Origin of the sequence: Paucilactobacillus vaccinostercus DSM 20634, assembly GCF_001436295.1 — a bacterium.
Classification (GTDB): Bacteria; Bacillota; Bacilli; order Lactobacillales; family Lactobacillaceae; genus Paucilactobacillus; species Paucilactobacillus vaccinostercus.
Window position 1 is genome coordinate 33,048 of sequence record NZ_AYYY01000011.1, and the last position, 17,676, is coordinate 50,723.

Sequence of the window (17,676 nt, forward strand, 5' to 3'; positions counted from 1 at the left end):
TTTGAGCTACAGGATAAAATACCAGAAGTTCACTTTTTGGGGCTAGATATGTCACCGGTTTTGACAAATGCGTATACAGACAATAGTGGTGTTGATGGGTCAATCTTCAATTACACCGTGTTCAATAAAAGCAGTATAACGGCTAATTTCATCATGCACTTTTCTGACTGGCGGAATTTCCAAGGAATTAAAAATCGGGTCTATCAATTATTTGATAATCGACAAGCAATCCGCCTACGAACTGACACACAACCCAATATGGTGATGTATGTCCACTCAAATAGCTTTGACATCAAAGTAACCGAAGACGGCGCACTAGACAGCCTGTTTAGTATTGTTTTCGATAATCCGACAGGCTATAAGTACAGCAACCTGCGAACTGATAATATGGATGATCTTTTTGACGACTATCCGCTGGGATATAATATTCCGATTCAAGACGCTGATGACTACTTCACTTCTAACAGTTCAATCAATGTTTTAAATGGCGGTGACGTTAAGATTGACCCCTATTACCAGCATCACGATTTTAAGGTAAAAATTCATTATTATGGGTCACAACTATCTATTTTCAATCACACGAATGGCAGTAGCTGGACGCTCAGTAAAACGCTAGATAAGAGTGATACGGTATTGATTGATGGTATTAATACTTACGTCAATAATGAGCTAGCAACTGACAGTACAGACTACAATACGCTGTCGCTAGACGTTGGGCAGAATAATATTGCGATTGGTGGGTCTTCTGATTTCGATGTTACTTTCAGTTTTCCATATGTATTCCTAGGTTAAGGGGGGTGAGTAGTTGGACAAGTTGTTAGTAAAAGCTCACAATGGCTCAAATGAAATCCCGCTTAATTGTATTGTTAATAGCTCGTTTTATGAGCACTGGCAATCTAATAGTACGTGGGAATTACAACTAACTGTTTATGATGATGGCTCGGTTGCTTACAATAGCTTGAGCGTGGAAGCCAGCTTGTACTGGAACAACCAAGAATTTATCATCAAACAATTCACTCCTGATTACTCCAATGGGTTAACGACTGCGGCAATTGTAGCTACACACGTCTACGCGGAAATATCACGAATTCGACAATATAATACTAGGACAGGAACGTTAACCTACTCAGTGGCTGACGTTCTTTCTTTTTACCTTGACGACAGTTCTTGTAATACGATGGGGTATACCTATCAAGTAATCGGGAACTTTGATAGTGCACAAATTACAGACTTGGGTAATAACTCAGGGCAAGATATGCTAAGCCAAATTATTAGTGCGTGGCCAACTGCAGTTATTTATCCCGATAATAAGCAAATCAGGGTTTACTCGGCAGATAGTTTTGGCAAAGACTACGGTAATCGTCTTGACTATCTATATAACACTCAAGAAGTTATGCTAACTTATGATTCAACGGGAATCGTGAATTCGGTTAAGTGTTTTGGTAAAACAGTCGATACATCTATATCTGATGACGGTTCTGATGATGATACTAATACAGATATCACTCAGTATTACTTTGATCCCTTTATCGCACAAGACATGGGCAGCATTGCTAATTGGGGAATTCACAGTGGAGATGACATCTCGGATGAATGCTTTACAGACGCTAATGCGATGCGTATTTACGCGCTAACACAGATGATTCCAGAGCCTAGTTTGTCAATTGAGATTAAGAGTGACCAATTAAGTAAGCCGATTGCCGGCGAAGTTAGACGCTTGGAAATACGACCAGTTGGGTACACGACTCATGTGCAAGTTTTAGAGTATCAATACTATCCTTTTGATAGTACCCAGCAAACAGACGTCACGCTTAATAACACTGCAAAGACAATTCTGGATTACCAGCGGGCACAATCAGTTAACTTAGACAGGCTGGTTACTATTCAGAAAGCTAAGATCGCAAGTTTATCAAACGAAGTCGCTACTGTAAGCAATACAGCTAGAGCACTGTCGAATACAACGACCACTTTGTCTGAAACTGATAAGACAATGCAAGCTACAATTGCCCAGCTTCAGCAACAAGTTAAAGACTTACAAAATAATAGTGAAAATTGGACAGCGGGCAGTATGTTTGTTGATCTATCGTCTAATAATGGAACGACCTCAACGACTGATCAAGCGGCTAGTTGGTACACCAGTCTGTATGGTAAGGGTGTTAAAGGCGCTATGATTAAGCTAACTCAAGGCAGTGATAGTGGAACAAATTACACCAATCCTATTTTCAACAGTCAAAAAGCCAATGTGATCAGTGCGGGCATGAAATATATCGGGGCATTTCACTACTTTACAGCATCTTCGGTAGCTAATGCGACCGCAGAAGCAACACACTTCTTGGAAGAACTACAATCCCGAAACATTGGCAAAAGTACAATTGTGGCTTGTGATGTGGAAGCTAGTGGGCTAAGTAAGGATGAAGCAACACTCACAAGTGAACTAGCTGCATTCTTCAAAGTCTTAACCGATGCTGGCTATACCCAAACATGTATCTATGCCTCTGAATCATGGTTTACCGGGGACAGATTTACTTTTGCAGATACGCGGGCAGTTTATCGTTGGGTCGCCGCATGGGGGTCTACTAAGCCAAACACCTGCGATGCTTGGCAATCTGCAGACACCTTTAATGGGCTTAGTTTGGACATCGATTACAGTTACAATGAAGCCTTTGTTTAATAGAGAGGAGAATTAAAGTGTCACAATATCGAGATTATACGCATATTGAGACGGTCAATACGATTGATCAGTCGCAGCTATCCGCAGAAGTATTACAGTTGGCTACATGGATTGCTAACAAGGCTTACGGTGTGGACGTTCGTGAAGCCCTTGTCCGAGCAGTCGAAACAATTGGTGCATTAGAACATGACTATAACGATGGTGTTAATTATCTACGTCAGCTCCAAGTTGATGCAACGATTGAAGACATCAAGGCCATACTTGAGGCGATCAAAGACACGCCAGTAGCTAGTTTGCAAGAAGAACTCACCAATTATCTCACGATTGCTAATCAATTAGCAGTCACCGCGAACTTAACTAGTACCGATGGTGAACAGCCATACTTTACAGGGACTATGTATACCTATGGTTTTGGGGTGCCACAAGAGGCTGATAAACCAGCCGGTGGCCAAGAAACCTTTCAAATTCATGTTAAAACTAATGCGATTGGCAGTAGCAACTACAATTTACTGGTAAATTCGTCAGAGATATTACTGCAAGACAGTGGTTTTCAGTTTACCAGTGCCACCACGGCCACCTTGGCAGCTAACAGCAAACACATCTATCTTAATGATGGTATTTACTGTCTATCCTTGGACATCCATGGAGGAACGATTAACACAATTAATTCCACAAGCTTAATTTTAGGAGGTACACAATAATGGCAATTGATATTTCAAAATCTGGCTGGGGTTCAGACCTTAATAATTTCATCGAAACCAACTCAATTAGTGACACAGGTTGGACAAACTCTGGAATTACTATGCTTAACGGATTCAAGATGGACAGCATCAACCCATTGAGTTACCGAATCTTGACGTTCGGGACCGTGAAAATGGTCTGTATTAATGGCTACATTAGTGGTGGAACAATTGCCGCTAATGGAAAGGTGAATGTCGCTCAATTTCCGGATGTAGTGATTAAAGCATATGGATTGCCGACAATTGGCGGGGCCAATGTTAAATCAGCAACTGGCTTATTCCAGTTAAATACTGATGGGACACTTGACCTGGTTCTCTACAATGGCGATTCATTGGATGCAGGTAGTGGTACTTGGGTTAACATGCTGATGATTACAAGCAAACAATAGGAAGGATGATTAATTTTGACAAAAGCAGTATATCTGTATGATTCATCAAACATGTTTACTGGCTCTAAGCTAGTGGATGATAATTATGTAATACAAGCAAGTGAAACGGAGGTTAAGCCTGTAGATGGCTTGTATACACCAATTACATGGAATGGAAATACATGGGTGGGTACTGACCAAGCAACTTGGCAGGCATCACAAGACACTGCTCAAGTCGAGTACCTTAAAGAGAACCCAGTAACACCGTCAGCTGAACAACTGGCAATCAATGAGTTAGGTCAACAATTGGCTAGCGTATCAGCTCAACTAGCACAAGCAAACACAGCGCCAGCTTCAACGGCTGAAACTACATCTGCTGAATCAACTGTTACTGGCCAAGCAAGCTCGGCTGATACAGCAAGTGACACTACTCAAGGAGGTACACAATAATGAGCATCGATTTTATCAAACAAATGTACACATGGGGCTGTGATATCAAAGGCTATGTAGTTGCTGGCAGTATCACAGCCGATCAATATAAAGAAATTACTGGGATGGACTACACAGCCTAGTCCTTTTTATTTTGGAAGAAAGTAGATGAGGTCTTGGCTGATAAAGAAGACGTAAATGTGATTGATTTATTGATGGATATTCAGCAACGCCTAGTAAAGGTCGAAACTAATACTAGTGGTGTCAATGAAACCACTAAAAAAGCCGATGAAGCTTATACACTAGCCAAGCAGAATGAAGCTGATATTAAGGATTTAAAATCAAATAGTCAGTGGTGGTCACGCACAATGTGGGTGGCGATTATTTTGCCGGTCGCGTTATTTATTGTAGAGAACTTTTTGATGAAATAAGGAGGGAATTAATTATGAACGTCCAAAATATTACTGATTTACTCGTGTCATTATTCGTTGTCGTCGTCCCTGTCATTGGGGGCTTTGTCACTAAGCATGTACTAGCTAACAAGAAAGTGGTTAGCTTACTGCAAACTGCCGAGCCGCTGGCAAAAACAGGCGTAGTTCTTGCCGAACAAGCTGGAGTAACGGAATACCTCACGAGTGAAGCGAAGAAGTCTAAAGCCGTCGCCTATGTCCTAGCAGAACTCAAAAAGCTAGGTTTCACTACGGCCGATGAAACAACTGTTGCCAATGTGGTTGAAAAACAATTCGCTGAATCAAAGCAAGCGATTGAAGCTGCTTATCCGCAAAAGACAGCCCAACAAGTCGATGCCCAAGCAAAAGCAGCAGCGTTACGACAAGCGCAAGCTGATTTAGCAACCGCGCAAGCAAAGGTAACTAGCCTCACACAAGCTCAATAAGGAGGACTAATATGCGCAATTTAAATTTCACGAGCGATAGTCCACAGTCGATTAAGTTAGGTGATTCTAGTGACACTCTCTCACTACGAGTAACCGAATTAGATCAGCCTGTGGACTTGTCCAGAGCCTCGTCGATCACAGTTAAGATCGGTAATACAGCAGGTTTTCTAACGGAAATTAATGTAGCTGTTTCCGATTTAATACACCCAACCGACGGCAGAATTGATGTCGTTATCGACAGTAAGATTTCTAGCGAATTGCCTGCTGGACAGTATTTACTAGAAGTCTGGATTGATGACACTCAGGGAAATACAGCTATTTATCCAGATACAAGTTATCCAAGTGTAATCGGTTTTTCAATCAAGAAAAACATTATGGCAGCGACATCAACTGTAATTACAACGCTCACCCTAGCTGATTTCGAAGCTAAGTTCGACGATCTGCAAAAGGATTTGCAAAGTAAGGTGACTAGCGGCTATTTCAAGGGTGACAAAGGTGACAAAGGTGACAAAGGAGACAAAGGCGACAAAGGTGACAAAGGTGATGATGCAGTAATCAAGGTCGTCACCCAATCACAGTATGATTCACTGACCGACAAGTCCGGCGTCTACTTTATTAAGGGGTGATTAAATGTCAATGATCAATGGAAAAGTATGCGTTGTTGATGGCGTAGCAGTAGACAAGGTGTTCAGCGATGGCCAGCAAGTTTATGGTAGAAATCTGTTAACAGGTACTACGGATAAAATTTTAACTGGATCTGGATCAGGGGTATCAGGTTACATTTCAAATGAAACTAATGATGATCAGCTAACCCTATTTAAAGGATTAGAAGGGGAAACTGTAACGTTCTCATTTGACTATGAATATCACGGGTTTGTTAAAGGAAGCGGTAAAAACCGTATAGGGTGGGAGATAGGAATAACAGCAGGTAGCCCATCATGGCATGGCGCATGGTACTCTCCTAATAATGATTCAGGCTCAGAAAGAATGTCAGGGACATTTGTAGTACCAGAAAACATAACAAGCATCAAGGAAGGCTCAGGATATATTCAATTTTCTGGTTCTGGGACTGGAACCCTAAGTCATCTTAAATTAGAAAAAGGATCTATTGCTACACCTTGGACACCGGCTCCAGAAGACGTATTAAAATAGGAGGTAACCTAATTGAATAAGATTAAACAATTAGTCATCGCTTCGGCGGTGGCTTTTTTAGTAGTGATCGGCATTGGTGGAACAGCCCACGCGGCACGCACCGATATGTTAGACGTGTCTGATTACAATAACAACGGGCAGTCTTTAACTACACAACAGTTTGCCAATCTACGTAATAACTACGGGATCAAGGCTGTCACGGTTAAGATTTCCGAGGGTCAAACGTGGAATGCCTCGACTGCTAAGGCCAATATTGCAGACGCTAGTCAAGCCGGACTATATACGAATGGTTATCATTTTGCCCGCTATAATTCGGTGGTCACTGCACAAGCCGAAGCACGCCATGCGGTCCAACAGGCGCAAGTTGACGGCCTAGGTATTGGATCGGTGATTGTAACAGATGCCGAGAGTTCAGCACAATCCGGCGTGTCAAAGGAAACTAATGACCAAGCGAACCAAGCATTCGCTCAAGTTGTTCAGCAAGCCGGTTATCGGTGTGATATTTACACGATGGGTAGCTGGGTTAACACTAAGATGACCGTTGCTAGTGGATCGGGTTGGATTGCCTATTATCCATACCACGTCACAACTGATCGGTATACTGACAACCACGCATGGCAATTTAGCTCCACAATGACCTTTACAGGCTTGTCAGGGCGCTATGACGTTAGTCAACTGTACGATAACTATTACACGGCTAACACCGACAAGAATGCCGTAATCAGTAACGCACAGACGACTCATGTTGCTACTCAAAATGCAGCTAAGTCTAATAAGATTGCCGTTGACGGTATTCCGGGTTATCACACATACCTAAAATTACAGCAGCTGTACGGTATGCGATATCAAGATGGCAAGATTAGTAAACCATCAGCGACTGTTAGAGTAATTCAGAAGCACTTAGGCGTTAAGCAAGACGGTTACTTCGGCCCAGTTACTTATCGGGCTATGCAGCGTAAATTAGGTACACCAGTTGATGGTAAGGTGAGCCGGCCATCGTTAATGTGGAAGCAAATTCAACGTGATATTAATAGCGGTGTGAAACCGTTTTAAATTGTGATAATATGTAGGCGATGTGTGCATAGCATATCACTTCCTATGATAAGCCTCAGTCCTTAATTGGATTGGGGCTTTTTTATTTGCTATTATTCTGAATGCATGTTAAGCTTACGAAGTTCGATTGAAACAGATATTGAACAATTCAGTGACCGGAACATCATTGGGTCGCTATTTAAAGAATTAACAGTGATTAATTTAATAGCAAATTAACAGCCTCTATCCTTAATTAGGTAGGGGCTTTTTTAGTTGTGATTAAATAAAACGTTTACAATTTATGAATAAAGTATTATGCTTGTATTGTGCTTAATTAGCAATTCTCTTTCTTTAAGGATTATCGCATAAAACCTCAGTCCCCACCGGATTGGGGCTTTTTTATTTTGCGCAAAAATAGCACCTATACCAATTAAAGCGTAGGTGCTACGTACTCTATTTTATTCTTGGGGACTTTCTGGGGACAATCCATATGTTTTTAAGTGGTTTTAAGTGATGTTAAAAAAATAAAAAGCCTGTTTTAACGCGTTTTAGTACATTTTAAAGAAGTGGGATTGGTCTTACAAAAAATACAATCGTCCATTAATAACTCCCTCTTTCGTCGTAAATATACTGTTAAGTATACAAGACAAGGGGGAGATTCGCATCTTTTTGTCGCATTAAATCGTATGATATAATAGACTTGTTTGAATAATTACGAAATTAAGAAGGAATGGATATGACATTAAAAGTTGAACACCTGATTGGTGGCTATTCACAAATTCCAGTTTTAAAAGATGTCAGTTTTGAGGTTAACGACGGTGAACTAGTCGGATTAATTGGGCTTAATGGTGCCGGTAAGTCGACCACGATTAATCATGTCATTGGGCTGTTGACGCCTTTTAGTGGCCAAATAACGATCGACGGTGTTAGTTTGCAAGAAGATAGTGAATCGTATAAATCACAAATTGCCTATATTCCCGAAACGCCTGTTTTGTACGAAGAACTCACACTGAAAGAGCATCTTGAACTCACTATAATGGCTTATCATTTGGATGAACATGAGGCATGGAAAAAGGCGCAGCGATTATTAAAAATTTTCCGGTTAGATAATAAACTCGACTGGTTTCCGATTAATTTTTCTAAAGGGATGAAACAAAAAGTAATGATTTGCAGTGCATTAATGACGAATGCGAAGCTGTTTATCATTGATGAACCATTTTATGGCCTTGATCCGCTCGCTGTACATGACTTGCTTTATGAAATTGAACAGGTGAAGAAAACGGGGGCCGCTGTCTTGATGTCTACCCATGTTTTGGATACGGCTGAAAAATATTGCGACCGATTTGTTCTACTGAAGGACGGTCAAGTTCGTGCTCAGGGGACTTTAGCGCATCTTCGCGAATTGGGAGATGGCCCAGATCAATCGTTGGATGAGATATATTTAGCATTAGCAAAGGAAGACCGCGATGACTCAACTATTTAGTCGAAGAAGAGGACAACATTTTCTGTTGCTTCTCAAATACTGGCGTCTGGTATTTAACGATCATTTTGTGATTGCCTTGTTTTTCATGTTTGGTGCACTGGCTTGGGGTTATTCTCAAGCACTTAACCAATTGAATTCACATCTTTGGTGGAGTCGGCCGGTTGCAATTATCGTGCTATTGATAATTTTACAGGTTGGGCGACTGGCAACATTAGTTAAGCCCGCGGATCCGGTATTTCTATTGCCACAAGCCAAAATGATGACGCACTATTTCCATCAAGCTTTGCATTACAGCCTTATACTGGGAGAACTGATGACACTGGCATTTAGTGCGGTGTTGATGCCGTTTATCATGGCGACGTCAACTTACACAGTAGATACTGTTATTGCAATTGCAGTTGTGATGGTGACGCTAAAAGCAACTGAGATGAACTGGCTGCTAGCCCGGCTCTTTCGATTTACATCCAAAACGGAAACAGTGATCATTTTGGTTATATTGCCAGGAGTCGTGCTGATAAGCGGATTTTATTTAAGCTGGATTGTTGCAGGGATTATTAGTACAATCGTTATGGTTGTCTCATGGCAAGTGCAACGGCGTGTAACACAGCGCTTGTTAAATTGGCGGTTAGCTGTGGCGCAGGAGCAGCAGAGAATGCTTGGAATATACAGATTTTTTAATCTGTTTACAGATGTTCCTATGGTTCAAGGCGTCGTTCATCGGCGTCGGTACCTTGATTGGCTAGTGAAACTTATGAGTCAATCGAAACAACCGTTTTCGTATTTATATGCACGTGGCTTTTTAAGAGGGACTGAAGTAAGTGGCTTAATTGTTCGTCTAACCGTCGTTGGGATGGCAATTTTGTTCTTTATCCCAATTTTTTGGTTGAATTTATTAATTATGGTATTGTTCATTTACCTTTTAACGGTTCAACTAATTCCATTTTATTGGCATTTTGACAACCATGTATTTACGCATCTTTACCCAGTGAGCCAAATTGATCAGCTCAAAAATTTCCAGAGCCTAAGTCAAAAAATCTTATTAGGGGCCACACTTTTGTTGTGGCTAGCCAGCACTGGAACGACCGTCAATATGCCACAACAGGGAGCCAAACTACTTGTTGGTGTGTGTGAAAGCTTGTTACTGGTCTACGGGTACATTAAATATCGAATCCGACAAAAAAAGTAAGTCAAAAATAAAGTGAGGTCATTATGCGAGTTAGAAATAAACCTTGGGCACAGCCATTGATTGATGCCCATCCCGAAATTATTACCGACCATGCGGAGCAAAATACTGGTCATTGGCAGGCACGGTTTGAAAAACCACAACCTATTCATGTTGAAGTGGGAATGGGAAAGGGCCAGTTTATTATTGGTATGGCTAAGGCTCATCCTGAAATAAATTTTATTGGTTTAGAAGTGCAGAAGTCCGTTGCAGCAACAGCGCTTCGTTCTGCACTGGAAGAGGAACCGTTGACTAATCTGCAATTAATTGCGGGTGCAGGGGAATCAATTGAAACCTATTTTGAGCCGGCGGAAATTACGCAACTTTATCTGAATTTTTCCGACCCATGGCCTAAGAAACGCCATACAAAACGTCGGTTAACATACAAGAGTTTTCTGGCTTCATACCAGAAAGTATTGATTTCTGATGGTGTACTGGAACTTAAGACGGATAATCAGGGCTTTTTTGAGTATTCATTGATGAGCATGAATAATTTTGGCTTGGTGTTTGATGGTGTTTGGCTAGATTTGCATAATAGTGCGGAAAATGTCGGAAACGTGCAAACTGAATATGAAAGAAAATTCAGTGAAAAGGGCCAGCCTATCTATAAGGTTGCCGCTCATTTTACCAAGTAAATGGAAGTAGCTCTCCTTACCGGAATAATTGCACAAAAAAAGATATCTCAGTCGTTAATTCGTCTGGGATATCTTTTTAAAAAATTTATTTATTCGCTTCAATTCGGCTCATTTTTAAAATTGAACCCGTCTCGGCATCTGCTAAAAATTCATAGGTAGTCCGTTGGTTATCTTCCAAGCGGGAGATTCCGCCACGATAAACACGTGTTTTATAGGCAAAACGTTGAAATGGAATTGTCTTACTCTCGATCCATGAACCCTCAAGAGGACCTTCTTTTTGAAAGCCGCGTTTAACTCGAGTTAGGATTTCGCTAGGAGATTGTTGTCGATTTTTGAGTTTTTGACCTAAAAAGAAGCCTAGGACTCCTGAAACACCAAGTGTAATTGGGAGTGTCCATGAATTAAGTTGATTTTCTGAGTTGTTCATAGCTCATACCTCCAATATCTAACGCGAGTGTAGCAAAATGTGCGATAGAAAGCCAGCAATATTACTATTTGGCTAGTCAAAGTTAAAAGATGATGGATTAAAAACAAAATTAGTGAATTTATTCGGTTTTTGGGTATAATGGACAAGTAGCAGAAAACGAAAGGGGTTATCACCATGCAAGCATTAGCTAAAACCACAAAAGATGAATTACTTGAAAAAATAAAATCCGGTAAATACATGCTCTTTTTCTCAGCAACGTGGTGCCCGGACTGCGCCTTCATTAAGCCCGCAATGCCTGCAATAGAAGCGGAATATTCAAATTATCAATTTATTGCAGTTGATCGTGACGAGAACATCGATTTAGCCGCCGAACTGAATGTGTTTGGTATTCCAAGCTTTATTGCGTTTGAGAACGGTGAAGAGATTGGCAGATTTGTCAACAAAGATCGTAAAACAAAAGAACAAGTAGAAAAGTTTATTGATTCATTAAATTAAGTAATCAAAATGGTGGTTCGCCGCCATTTTTTTGTGAGGAAAGGATACATTATGTTAATTGCAAGTTACAATCGTCAAGAGTTGGGAGATGTATTAGTCGTTATTACAGCCCCTGATACTGAGGAACAGAAGACGATTATTCGAAACAACATCGCGCAGATTACAGCAGCTGACGATGGGCATCTATTAGGCTATAACTTCTTGAATGTTCATGAGACTCTAGGTGATATTGATGCGAATGGACAATTAGAACTGACTGATAAGCAAGTAGATCAGCTTAATCAGGCTATTAAGACGGCTGGATTTGAATGCCTGCTGGAGCTTGATCGAACACCGAAGTTTGTTGTCGGTTACGTAGAACAACTTTCAGATCATCCAAAATCGGATCATTTGCATATTACCCGTACACGAATTAGTGACAATGAAACGTTGCAAATTATATCTGGATCACCGAATATTGCTGATCATATTAAGGTAGTGGTCGCCAAAGTTGGTGCAATGATGCCCAGTGGTCAGATTATTTGGCCAGGTCAATTGCGTGGTGTTGATAGCAATGGTATGATCTGTTCTGGACGTGAGTTAAAATTGAAAAATGCGCCACAGAAACCTGGGGCATTGATTTTACCTGATGATTTCCAAGAAGTTGGTGAAGCATTTAACTTTGCTAAGGGTAACCAACTATTTTTGTAGACTAGAGGGGTAATGACGATGACAAATAATTACGATGGCCCATCTTTTTATCGTCATGGTTCTGAAAATCAGCAAACTACCGGTAAGGAGAAGGTCCATTCACCAAGCCCACAAGAAAAGAAAAAGCCATTCAAAGTAACGCAGGTTCCGACATTCAAGCGACGATTGGCACCACAATCGTATGATTATAGTCGGGTCCTGCGTCATCTGAGAAAACAGCCAGCTGATTATTATGTGGTAGTCAAGGAACTAACCGAACAACCAACAAACGGTACGAGCGACGTTGGTCTGACGAAAGATGAACGTAAAATAAAAACCGCAACGCAAAAATATTCCCAGCAGAAAAACTTGGGAAATGCATTGGGACATTCACTAAATGATATTTTGAGAAGTGAACAGGATGCTCAACGGACATTAAAAATTTTCGATACAAATCAAAATAAACATCATTAAAATTGGAGAGGAACATTAGGCATGAAAAACGATACAGTCTATTATTTTGTTGGAATTAAGGGTTCAGGAATGAGTGCACTTGCGTTGGTACTGCACGATAAAGGATACCAAGTTGAGGGATCTGATATTGATCAATATACCTTTACACAGCGGGGCCTTGAGAAAGCTGGTATTTCGATTTACTCATTTGATCCTGAAAATATTCATGATGGACTAACTGTGATTGCCGGAAATTCCTTCCCAGATAGCCATCCAGAAATCGATAAGGCTCGTAAATTAGGACTTAAAGTCTATCGCTATCACGAGTTTTTAGGCGAATTAATTAATGAATACACCAGCATTGCCGTAGCGGGAGCACATGGGAAGACGAGTACGACTGGCTTGCTTGCGCACGTTTTAAGTGGTGTTGCACCAACGAGTTATTTAGTTGGCGATGGTAGTGGTCGTGGGACGGTTGATTCACGGTTCTTTGTTTTTGAAGCCGATGAATACCGTCGCCACTTTATGCCATACCATCCAGATTATGCCATCATGACTAATATCGATTTTGATCACCCCGACTATTATAGTGGTATTGATGATGTTTTTTCAGCTTTTGAAGCCTTTGGCAAGCAAGTTAAAAAGGGCATATTTGCGTGGGGGGATGATGAGAACCTTCGCAAATTAGATGTTGACGTTCCAGTTTACTACTACGGAACTAGTGAACGTGACGATTTCCAAGCTCGTGATATTAAACGGTCAACTAAGGGATCAACATTTGATGTATACTACCACGATGAATTCCTCGGCAACTTCGAAACACCATTGTTCGGAAAGCACAATATTTTGAATAGTTTGGCCGTAATCGCGGTTTCATATTTTGAAAAAGTTGATCTTGATGAGATCAGACGTGAATTACTAACGTTTAGTGGTGTCAAACGGCGCTTCAGTGAGAAAACTGTTGCTGATATGACAATCATTGATGACTATGCACATCACCCATCCGAAATCAAAGCAACTTTAGATGCCGCTCGGCAAAAATATCCTGATAAAGAAATTGTTGCTGTTTTCCAGCCACATACGTTTACGCGAACAATTGCGTTGCTGGATGATTTTGCAAAGAGTTTAAACCTGGCTGACCAAGTTTACTTAACCGATATTTTCAGTTCCGCGCGTGAAAAGTCAGGGAGTGTTTCTAGTGCTGATTTGGGTGCCAAAATTGTTAAGGGCGGTTCAGTGCTTAAATTAGATAATATGTCCCCATTACTGGATTACCATAATGCGGTAGTTGTCTTTATGGGCGCTGGTGATGTTCAGAAATACGAGCAAGCCTACGAAAAGCTATTGAGTGATGTGACCCCTAAAAACAACTAATTCATAATCAAAAAGTGTATATCACTTGAAGTCAATTTTTAAATTAGGTAGAATGTTCGGAAAGCGGGGGTGTCCCCGTAATCATTTTTTAGAAAGCGATGTGTATTGAGTGAACAATTTTAACGACGATTATTCACAGGCAAGACGTGAGGTTGGAAATGAAGCTGGACTAACACGATTTATGACGCGAATGTATGCGAATATGACGCTTGCAGTTCTAGTATCAGCCCTGAGCTCGTTTTTAACGTTAACGGTCTTTCGTGAACAGATCTTTGGTTACATGTCCCAGCATAGTGGGATGATTTGGATCATTCTGATTATACCGATTGCGTTGTCATTCGGTATCAGTTTTCGAGCTACTCGTAATCCAGTTGCCAGTTTCTTGATGTTGATGGCGATGGCTGTCATTTACGGAGTTGAGTTTGCACTGATCTGTGCGGCGTTTACGGGAACCAGTATTACAGCTGCGTTCCTTTCAGCGTCTGCGGTTTTCCTAACGATGACGATTTATGGTGGTGTGACTAAACGTGATTTGAGTAAATTTGGTGCACATGCAACGGCTGCCTTGGTTGCCTTGATTATTGCGAGTGTTATTAACATGTTTATCCAAAGTAGTGCAATTACCTATATTTTCTCGTACATTGCTGTCATTATCTTTACGGTTTTAACAGCATGGGATACACAAAATATGAAGCGGATCTATTTACAATATGGTAATCAGGTTTCAGTTGGTGGATTAGCCGTGATGGGTGCCCTACAATTATATTTAGACTTTGTTAACCTCTTTATCAGCTTGCTCCAAATTTTCGGCATGAGCAGTCGAGACTAATAAAAATGTGAGTGTGCGATTGCCACTCATTGAGAGGACGAACTTGAAACTAGTGTTTCGGGTTCGTTTTTTTGATACAATGAAAACGATACTATTAAGGTCAGGAGATAAATAAATGACGAAACAGTTATTACTAATTGATGGAAACAGCGTGGCCTTTCGTGCTTTTTTTGCCCTCCACTCACAATTGGGGAAATTCACCAATCAAAATGGATTACATACCACAGCAATTTATGGCTTTAATTTAATGCTGGATCATATTTTAAAAGAAGTGCAACCAGATGCAGCTTTAGTTGCGTTTGACGCTGGTAAAACAACCTTTCGAACTGAAATGTATGATGATTATAAAGGGGGGCGTGATAAGACCCCACCAGAATTATCCGAACAAATGCCCTATTTAAAAGAACTGATTAAAGCTTATGGGATGCATAGCTATGAATTAGCCAATTATGAAGCTGATGATATTATTGGAACACTTGCGCTACAAGCCGGGGAGCAGGGGTTTCAAACAACCATTGTGACGGGAGATCGGGATCTTACCCAGCTGTCTAGTGAAACGACGACAGTTTCTGTTACTCACAAAGGAGTCACAGAAGTTGAGCATTATACACCTGAGCATGTATTAGAAAAGTTGGGAATTAGTCCCAGTCAGATTGTTGATATGAAAGGACTGATGGGTGATACGTCAGATAATTATCCTGGGGTTACTAAAGTTGGTGAAAAAACAGCTATCAAATTGATCAAACAGTTTGGTAGCATGGAAAATCTGTATGAACATATAGATGATCTTAAGCCTAGTAAAATGAAGGAACATCTGATTGAAGATCGAGACAATGCGTTTATGTCCAAAAAGCTCGCTCAAATTAATTGTCAAGCACCCATTGAAGTAACCATTAATGATATCGACTATACGGGTCCGCAAACTGATGAACTAATTAAGTTTTATCAGGAAATGAATTTTCAGTCTTTTCTTAATAAGCTTTCAGGTTCTCAGACAGAACTTGATTTGACGGATCCTGAAATTAAGCAGATTGAATTTACATGCTTAGATAAAACTAATTTGGGTCAGATTCAGACACTTGAAGGTTCCGTTAGCTTTTATTTGGAAATGCCGGATGCTAATTACCACACGTCTGAATTTGCAGGATTTAGTATTGGAGATGGGCATCGTTGGTTTGTCAGCCGTGATGTTGAACTACTCACGTCGGCACCGGTTCGTCAGTTGCTTGAGAGTGATACAGTTAAAAAAGATGTGTTTAATGCTAAAGCAATGACAGTGGGGCTGAACCGTTTGGGTATCACATTACGGCATGTTGACTTTGATTTGTTATTGGTTTCGTACCTACTCAATACCAATGAAAATAGTAATGATTTAGGCGTTTTGGCGCGTGAACATAGTTATTTTGACGTTGACACAGATGAAGCCGTTTATGGCAAAGGAGCAAAACGGGCTATTCCAGATGTGGATCAAGTTTTGTTTGCCCACTTAGCGACTAAAACACGTGCGATTGCTGAACTTAAACCTCAGCTGATTCAGAAACTAAATGAGAACGAACAAATTGATCTGTACACGGATATTGAATTGCCATTGAGTGACGTATTAGCACAAATGGAGATAACCGGTGTGAAAGTTGATGTCGAGCGGTTAAAGGCGATGGGAAGTAAGCTAATCGAGCGGTTAAGCGAATTAGAGCAGACGATCTATCAAGAAGCCGGTGAGTCATTTAATATCAATTCACCAAAACAGTTGGGTGAAATTTTATTTGAGAAAATGAAATTACCAGTCATTAAGAAAACTAAGACTGGCTACTCAACAGCCGTTGATGTCTTAGAAAAATTACGTGATCAGGCGCCCATCGTAGATAATATTTTGTTGTATCGACAAATTTCGAAACTACAATCAACCTATATCGAGGGGTTATTGAAGGTAGTACACTCGACTGATCAGAAAATTCATACGCGGTACCTGCAAACACTGACACAAACTGGGCGACTCTCGTCGGTCGATCCTAACCTGCAAAATATTCCAATTCGACTCGAAGAAGGTCGCAAGATTCGACAAGCGTTCGTCCCAAGCCATGAGGACTGGGAAATCTTTTCATCAGATTATTCTCAGATTGAGCTTCGTGTGCTAGCTCATGTAACCGGCGATCATAATCTGCAAGAGGCTTTCATTGAAGATCAAGACATTCATGCCAGTACCGCTCGTCGAATTTTCAAGCTTGGCCCGGATGAAGAAGTAGATCGTAATTTACGACGGCAAGCAAAGGCCGTAAACTTCGGAATTGTCTACGGGATCAGTGATTATGGACTTTCACAAAATATTGGAATTTCGCGAAAACAGGCGAAGCAGTTTATCGAAACTTACTTTGAAGAATTTCCTGGCGTAAAAAAATATATTGACGAAATTGTTGAGTCTGCTCACAAACGAGGCTATGTCGAAACATTAACTCATCGCAGAAGATATTTACCAGAGATCAATGCCAAGAACTTTAATCAGCGCTCATTTGCGGAAAGAACGGCGATGAATACACCGATCCAAGGAAGTGCGGCAGATATTATTAAAATTGCAATGATTCAAATGAACCAAGCTTTAGCAACTCACCATTTAAAGGCTAAGATGTTGCTCCAAATTCATGATGAACTGGTATTTGAAGCGCCTAGTGAAGAAATTCCAGTACTTGAGAAGCTAGTTCCTAAGGTTATGGATTCGGCAGTTTCACTTGATGTGCCTTTGAAAGTGGAAAGTGCTCACGGAAAGACTTGGTACGAAGCTAAATAAAACTAGGTGAGAAAGGAAAA

Annotated in this window: 21 protein-coding genes; 20 read left to right on the forward strand and 1 reads right to left on the reverse strand. The window is 40.7% G+C overall.

Translation table 11 applies throughout. The annotated features are described in order from the left end of the window. The first annotated feature begins 36 nt into the window (after positions 1-36). The 14 genes from FC26_RS03220 (at position 37) to trmB (ending at position 10,627) form a co-directional block, all read left to right on the forward strand. A complete protein-coding gene (locus tag FC26_RS03220; protein ID WP_235809459.1) occupies positions 37-792 on the forward strand; it encodes a phage tail domain-containing protein in 756 nt (251 codons plus the stop codon). A gap of 13 nt (positions 793-805) precedes the next feature. Further along, positions 806-2,671 carry a phage tail protein gene (locus FC26_RS03225; protein ID WP_057777777.1) on the forward strand — a complete coding sequence of 622 codons (1,866 nt, stop codon included), beginning with the start codon at positions 806-808 and terminating at the stop codon, positions 2,669-2,671. 17 nt (positions 2,672-2,688) lie between these two features. Further along, positions 2,689-3,372 (forward strand): hypothetical protein, encoded by a 684-nt coding sequence (locus FC26_RS03230; RefSeq protein ID WP_057777778.1) that lies wholly within the window; start codon positions 2,689-2,691, stop codon positions 3,370-3,372. Further along, a complete protein-coding gene (locus tag FC26_RS03235) occupies positions 3,372-3,800 on the forward strand; it encodes a hypothetical protein (RefSeq protein ID WP_057777779.1) in 429 nt (142 codons plus the stop codon). The genes FC26_RS03230 and FC26_RS03235 overlap by 1 nt, the downstream gene beginning before the upstream one ends. Positions 3,801-3,815: 15 nt before the next feature. After that, positions 3,816-4,229, forward strand: coding sequence for a hypothetical protein (locus FC26_RS03240; protein WP_057777780.1), 414 nt, complete (start codon positions 3,816-3,818; stop codon positions 4,227-4,229). Continuing rightward, entirely contained in the window at positions 4,229-4,351 is a 123-nt protein-coding gene (locus tag FC26_RS12445) for an XkdX family protein (RefSeq protein ID WP_083483735.1), read from the forward strand. The genes FC26_RS03240 and FC26_RS12445 overlap by 1 nt, the downstream gene beginning before the upstream one ends. Before the next feature lie 33 nt (positions 4,352-4,384). After that, positions 4,385-4,639 carry a hemolysin XhlA family protein gene (locus FC26_RS03245; protein WP_057777781.1) on the forward strand — a complete coding sequence of 85 codons (255 nt, stop codon included), beginning with the start codon at positions 4,385-4,387 and terminating at the stop codon, positions 4,637-4,639. Between the two features lie 14 nt (positions 4,640-4,653). Beyond that, positions 4,654-5,103: a phage holin, LLH family gene (locus FC26_RS03250; protein WP_057777782.1), complete on the forward strand. Its 450-nt coding sequence runs from the start codon at positions 4,654-4,656 to the stop codon at positions 5,101-5,103. Between the two features lie 11 nt (positions 5,104-5,114). Beyond that, a complete protein-coding gene (locus FC26_RS03255; RefSeq protein WP_057777783.1) occupies positions 5,115-5,729 on the forward strand; it encodes a hypothetical protein in 615 nt (204 codons plus the stop codon). Positions 5,730-5,733: 4 nt separating this feature from the next. Further along, positions 5,734-6,255, forward strand: coding sequence for a hypothetical protein (locus FC26_RS03260; RefSeq protein WP_057777784.1), 522 nt, complete (start codon positions 5,734-5,736; stop codon positions 6,253-6,255). A 12-nt stretch (positions 6,256-6,267) separates the two neighbouring features. Then, positions 6,268-7,308, forward strand: coding sequence for a GH25 family lysozyme (locus FC26_RS03265; protein ID WP_057777785.1), 1,041 nt, complete (start codon positions 6,268-6,270; stop codon positions 7,306-7,308). A 715-nt stretch (positions 7,309-8,023) separates the two neighbouring features. After that, positions 8,024-8,770, forward strand: a complete 747-nt coding sequence (locus tag FC26_RS03270) for an ABC transporter ATP-binding protein (protein ID WP_057777786.1) — start codon at positions 8,024-8,026, stop codon at positions 8,768-8,770. Further along, positions 8,754-9,956 (forward strand): ABC transporter permease, encoded by a 1,203-nt coding sequence (locus FC26_RS03275; protein ID WP_057777787.1) that lies wholly within the window; start codon positions 8,754-8,756, stop codon positions 9,954-9,956. The genes FC26_RS03270 and FC26_RS03275 overlap by 17 nt, the downstream gene beginning before the upstream one ends. Before the next feature lie 23 nt (positions 9,957-9,979). Then, a complete protein-coding gene (trmB, locus tag FC26_RS03280) occupies positions 9,980-10,627 on the forward strand; it encodes a tRNA (guanosine(46)-N7)-methyltransferase TrmB (protein WP_057777788.1) in 648 nt (215 codons plus the stop codon). 85 nt (positions 10,628-10,712) lie between these two features. Here the strand turns inward: trmB and FC26_RS03285 are convergent, their stop codons facing one another. Further along, a complete protein-coding gene (locus FC26_RS03285; protein ID WP_057777789.1) occupies positions 10,713-11,054 on the reverse strand; it encodes a PepSY domain-containing protein in 342 nt (113 codons plus the stop codon). Between the two features lie 174 nt (positions 11,055-11,228). Here FC26_RS03285 and FC26_RS03290 point away from each other — a divergent pair, with 174 nt between their 5' ends. The 6 genes from FC26_RS03290 (at position 11,229) to polA (ending at position 17,656) form a co-directional block, all read left to right on the forward strand. Continuing rightward, positions 11,229-11,549 carry a thioredoxin family protein gene (locus tag FC26_RS03290; protein ID WP_057777790.1) on the forward strand — a complete coding sequence of 107 codons (321 nt, stop codon included), beginning with the start codon at positions 11,229-11,231 and terminating at the stop codon, positions 11,547-11,549. Between the two features lie 51 nt (positions 11,550-11,600). After that, entirely contained in the window at positions 11,601-12,239 is a 639-nt protein-coding gene (gene ytpR, locus FC26_RS03295) for a YtpR family tRNA-binding protein (RefSeq protein ID WP_057777791.1), read from the forward strand. An 18-nt stretch (positions 12,240-12,257) separates the two neighbouring features. Further along, positions 12,258-12,692, forward strand: coding sequence for a hypothetical protein (locus FC26_RS03300; protein ID WP_057777792.1), 435 nt, complete (start codon positions 12,258-12,260; stop codon positions 12,690-12,692). Positions 12,693-12,713: 21 nt separating this feature from the next. Beyond that, positions 12,714-14,045, forward strand: a complete 1,332-nt coding sequence (gene murC, locus FC26_RS03305; RefSeq protein WP_057777793.1) for a UDP-N-acetylmuramate--L-alanine ligase — start codon at positions 12,714-12,716, stop codon at positions 14,043-14,045. Positions 14,046-14,154: 109 nt separating this feature from the next. Further along, positions 14,155-14,874: a Bax inhibitor-1/YccA family protein gene (locus tag FC26_RS03310; protein WP_057777794.1), complete on the forward strand. Its 720-nt coding sequence runs from the start codon at positions 14,155-14,157 to the stop codon at positions 14,872-14,874. Between the two features lie 115 nt (positions 14,875-14,989). Further along, positions 14,990-17,656, forward strand: coding sequence for a DNA polymerase I (polA, locus tag FC26_RS03315; RefSeq protein ID WP_057777795.1), 2,667 nt, complete (start codon positions 14,990-14,992; stop codon positions 17,654-17,656). Positions 17,657-17,676 lie beyond the last annotated feature (20 nt).

Bases quoted from the DNA above. Each gene is read 5' to 3' on its own strand.
- FC26_RS03300 (WP_057777792.1), top strand. From the start codon at position 12,258: ATGACAAATAATTACGATGGCCCATCTTTTTATCGTCATGGTTCTGAA.
- FC26_RS03255 (WP_057777783.1), top strand. From the start codon at position 5,115: ATGCGCAATTTAAATTTCACGAGCGATAGTCCACAGTCGATTAAGTTA.
- FC26_RS03260 (WP_057777784.1), top strand. From the start codon at position 5,734: ATGTCAATGATCAATGGAAAAGTATGCGTTGTTGATGGCGTAGCAGTA.
- FC26_RS03275 (WP_057777787.1), top strand. From the start codon at position 8,754: ATGACTCAACTATTTAGTCGAAGAAGAGGACAACATTTTCTGTTGCTT.
- ytpR (WP_057777791.1), top strand. From the start codon at position 11,601: ATGTTAATTGCAAGTTACAATCGTCAAGAGTTGGGAGATGTATTAGTC.
- FC26_RS03250 (WP_057777782.1), top strand. From the start codon at position 4,654: ATGAACGTCCAAAATATTACTGATTTACTCGTGTCATTATTCGTTGTC.
- FC26_RS12445 (WP_083483735.1), top strand. From the start codon at position 4,229: ATGAGCATCGATTTTATCAAACAAATGTACACATGGGGCTGTGATATC.
- FC26_RS03285 (WP_057777789.1), bottom strand. From the start codon at position 11,054: ATGAACAACTCAGAAAATCAACTTAATTCATGGACACTCCCAATTACA.
- murC (WP_057777793.1), top strand. From the start codon at position 12,714: ATGAAAAACGATACAGTCTATTATTTTGTTGGAATTAAGGGTTCAGGA.
- FC26_RS03290 (WP_057777790.1), top strand. From the start codon at position 11,229: ATGCAAGCATTAGCTAAAACCACAAAAGATGAATTACTTGAAAAAATA.
- FC26_RS03235 (WP_057777779.1), top strand. From the start codon at position 3,372: ATGGCAATTGATATTTCAAAATCTGGCTGGGGTTCAGACCTTAATAAT.
- trmB (WP_057777788.1), top strand. From the start codon at position 9,980: ATGCGAGTTAGAAATAAACCTTGGGCACAGCCATTGATTGATGCCCAT.
- polA (WP_057777795.1), top strand. From the start codon at position 14,990: ATGACGAAACAGTTATTACTAATTGATGGAAACAGCGTGGCCTTTCGT.
- FC26_RS03270 (WP_057777786.1), top strand. From the start codon at position 8,024: ATGACATTAAAAGTTGAACACCTGATTGGTGGCTATTCACAAATTCCA.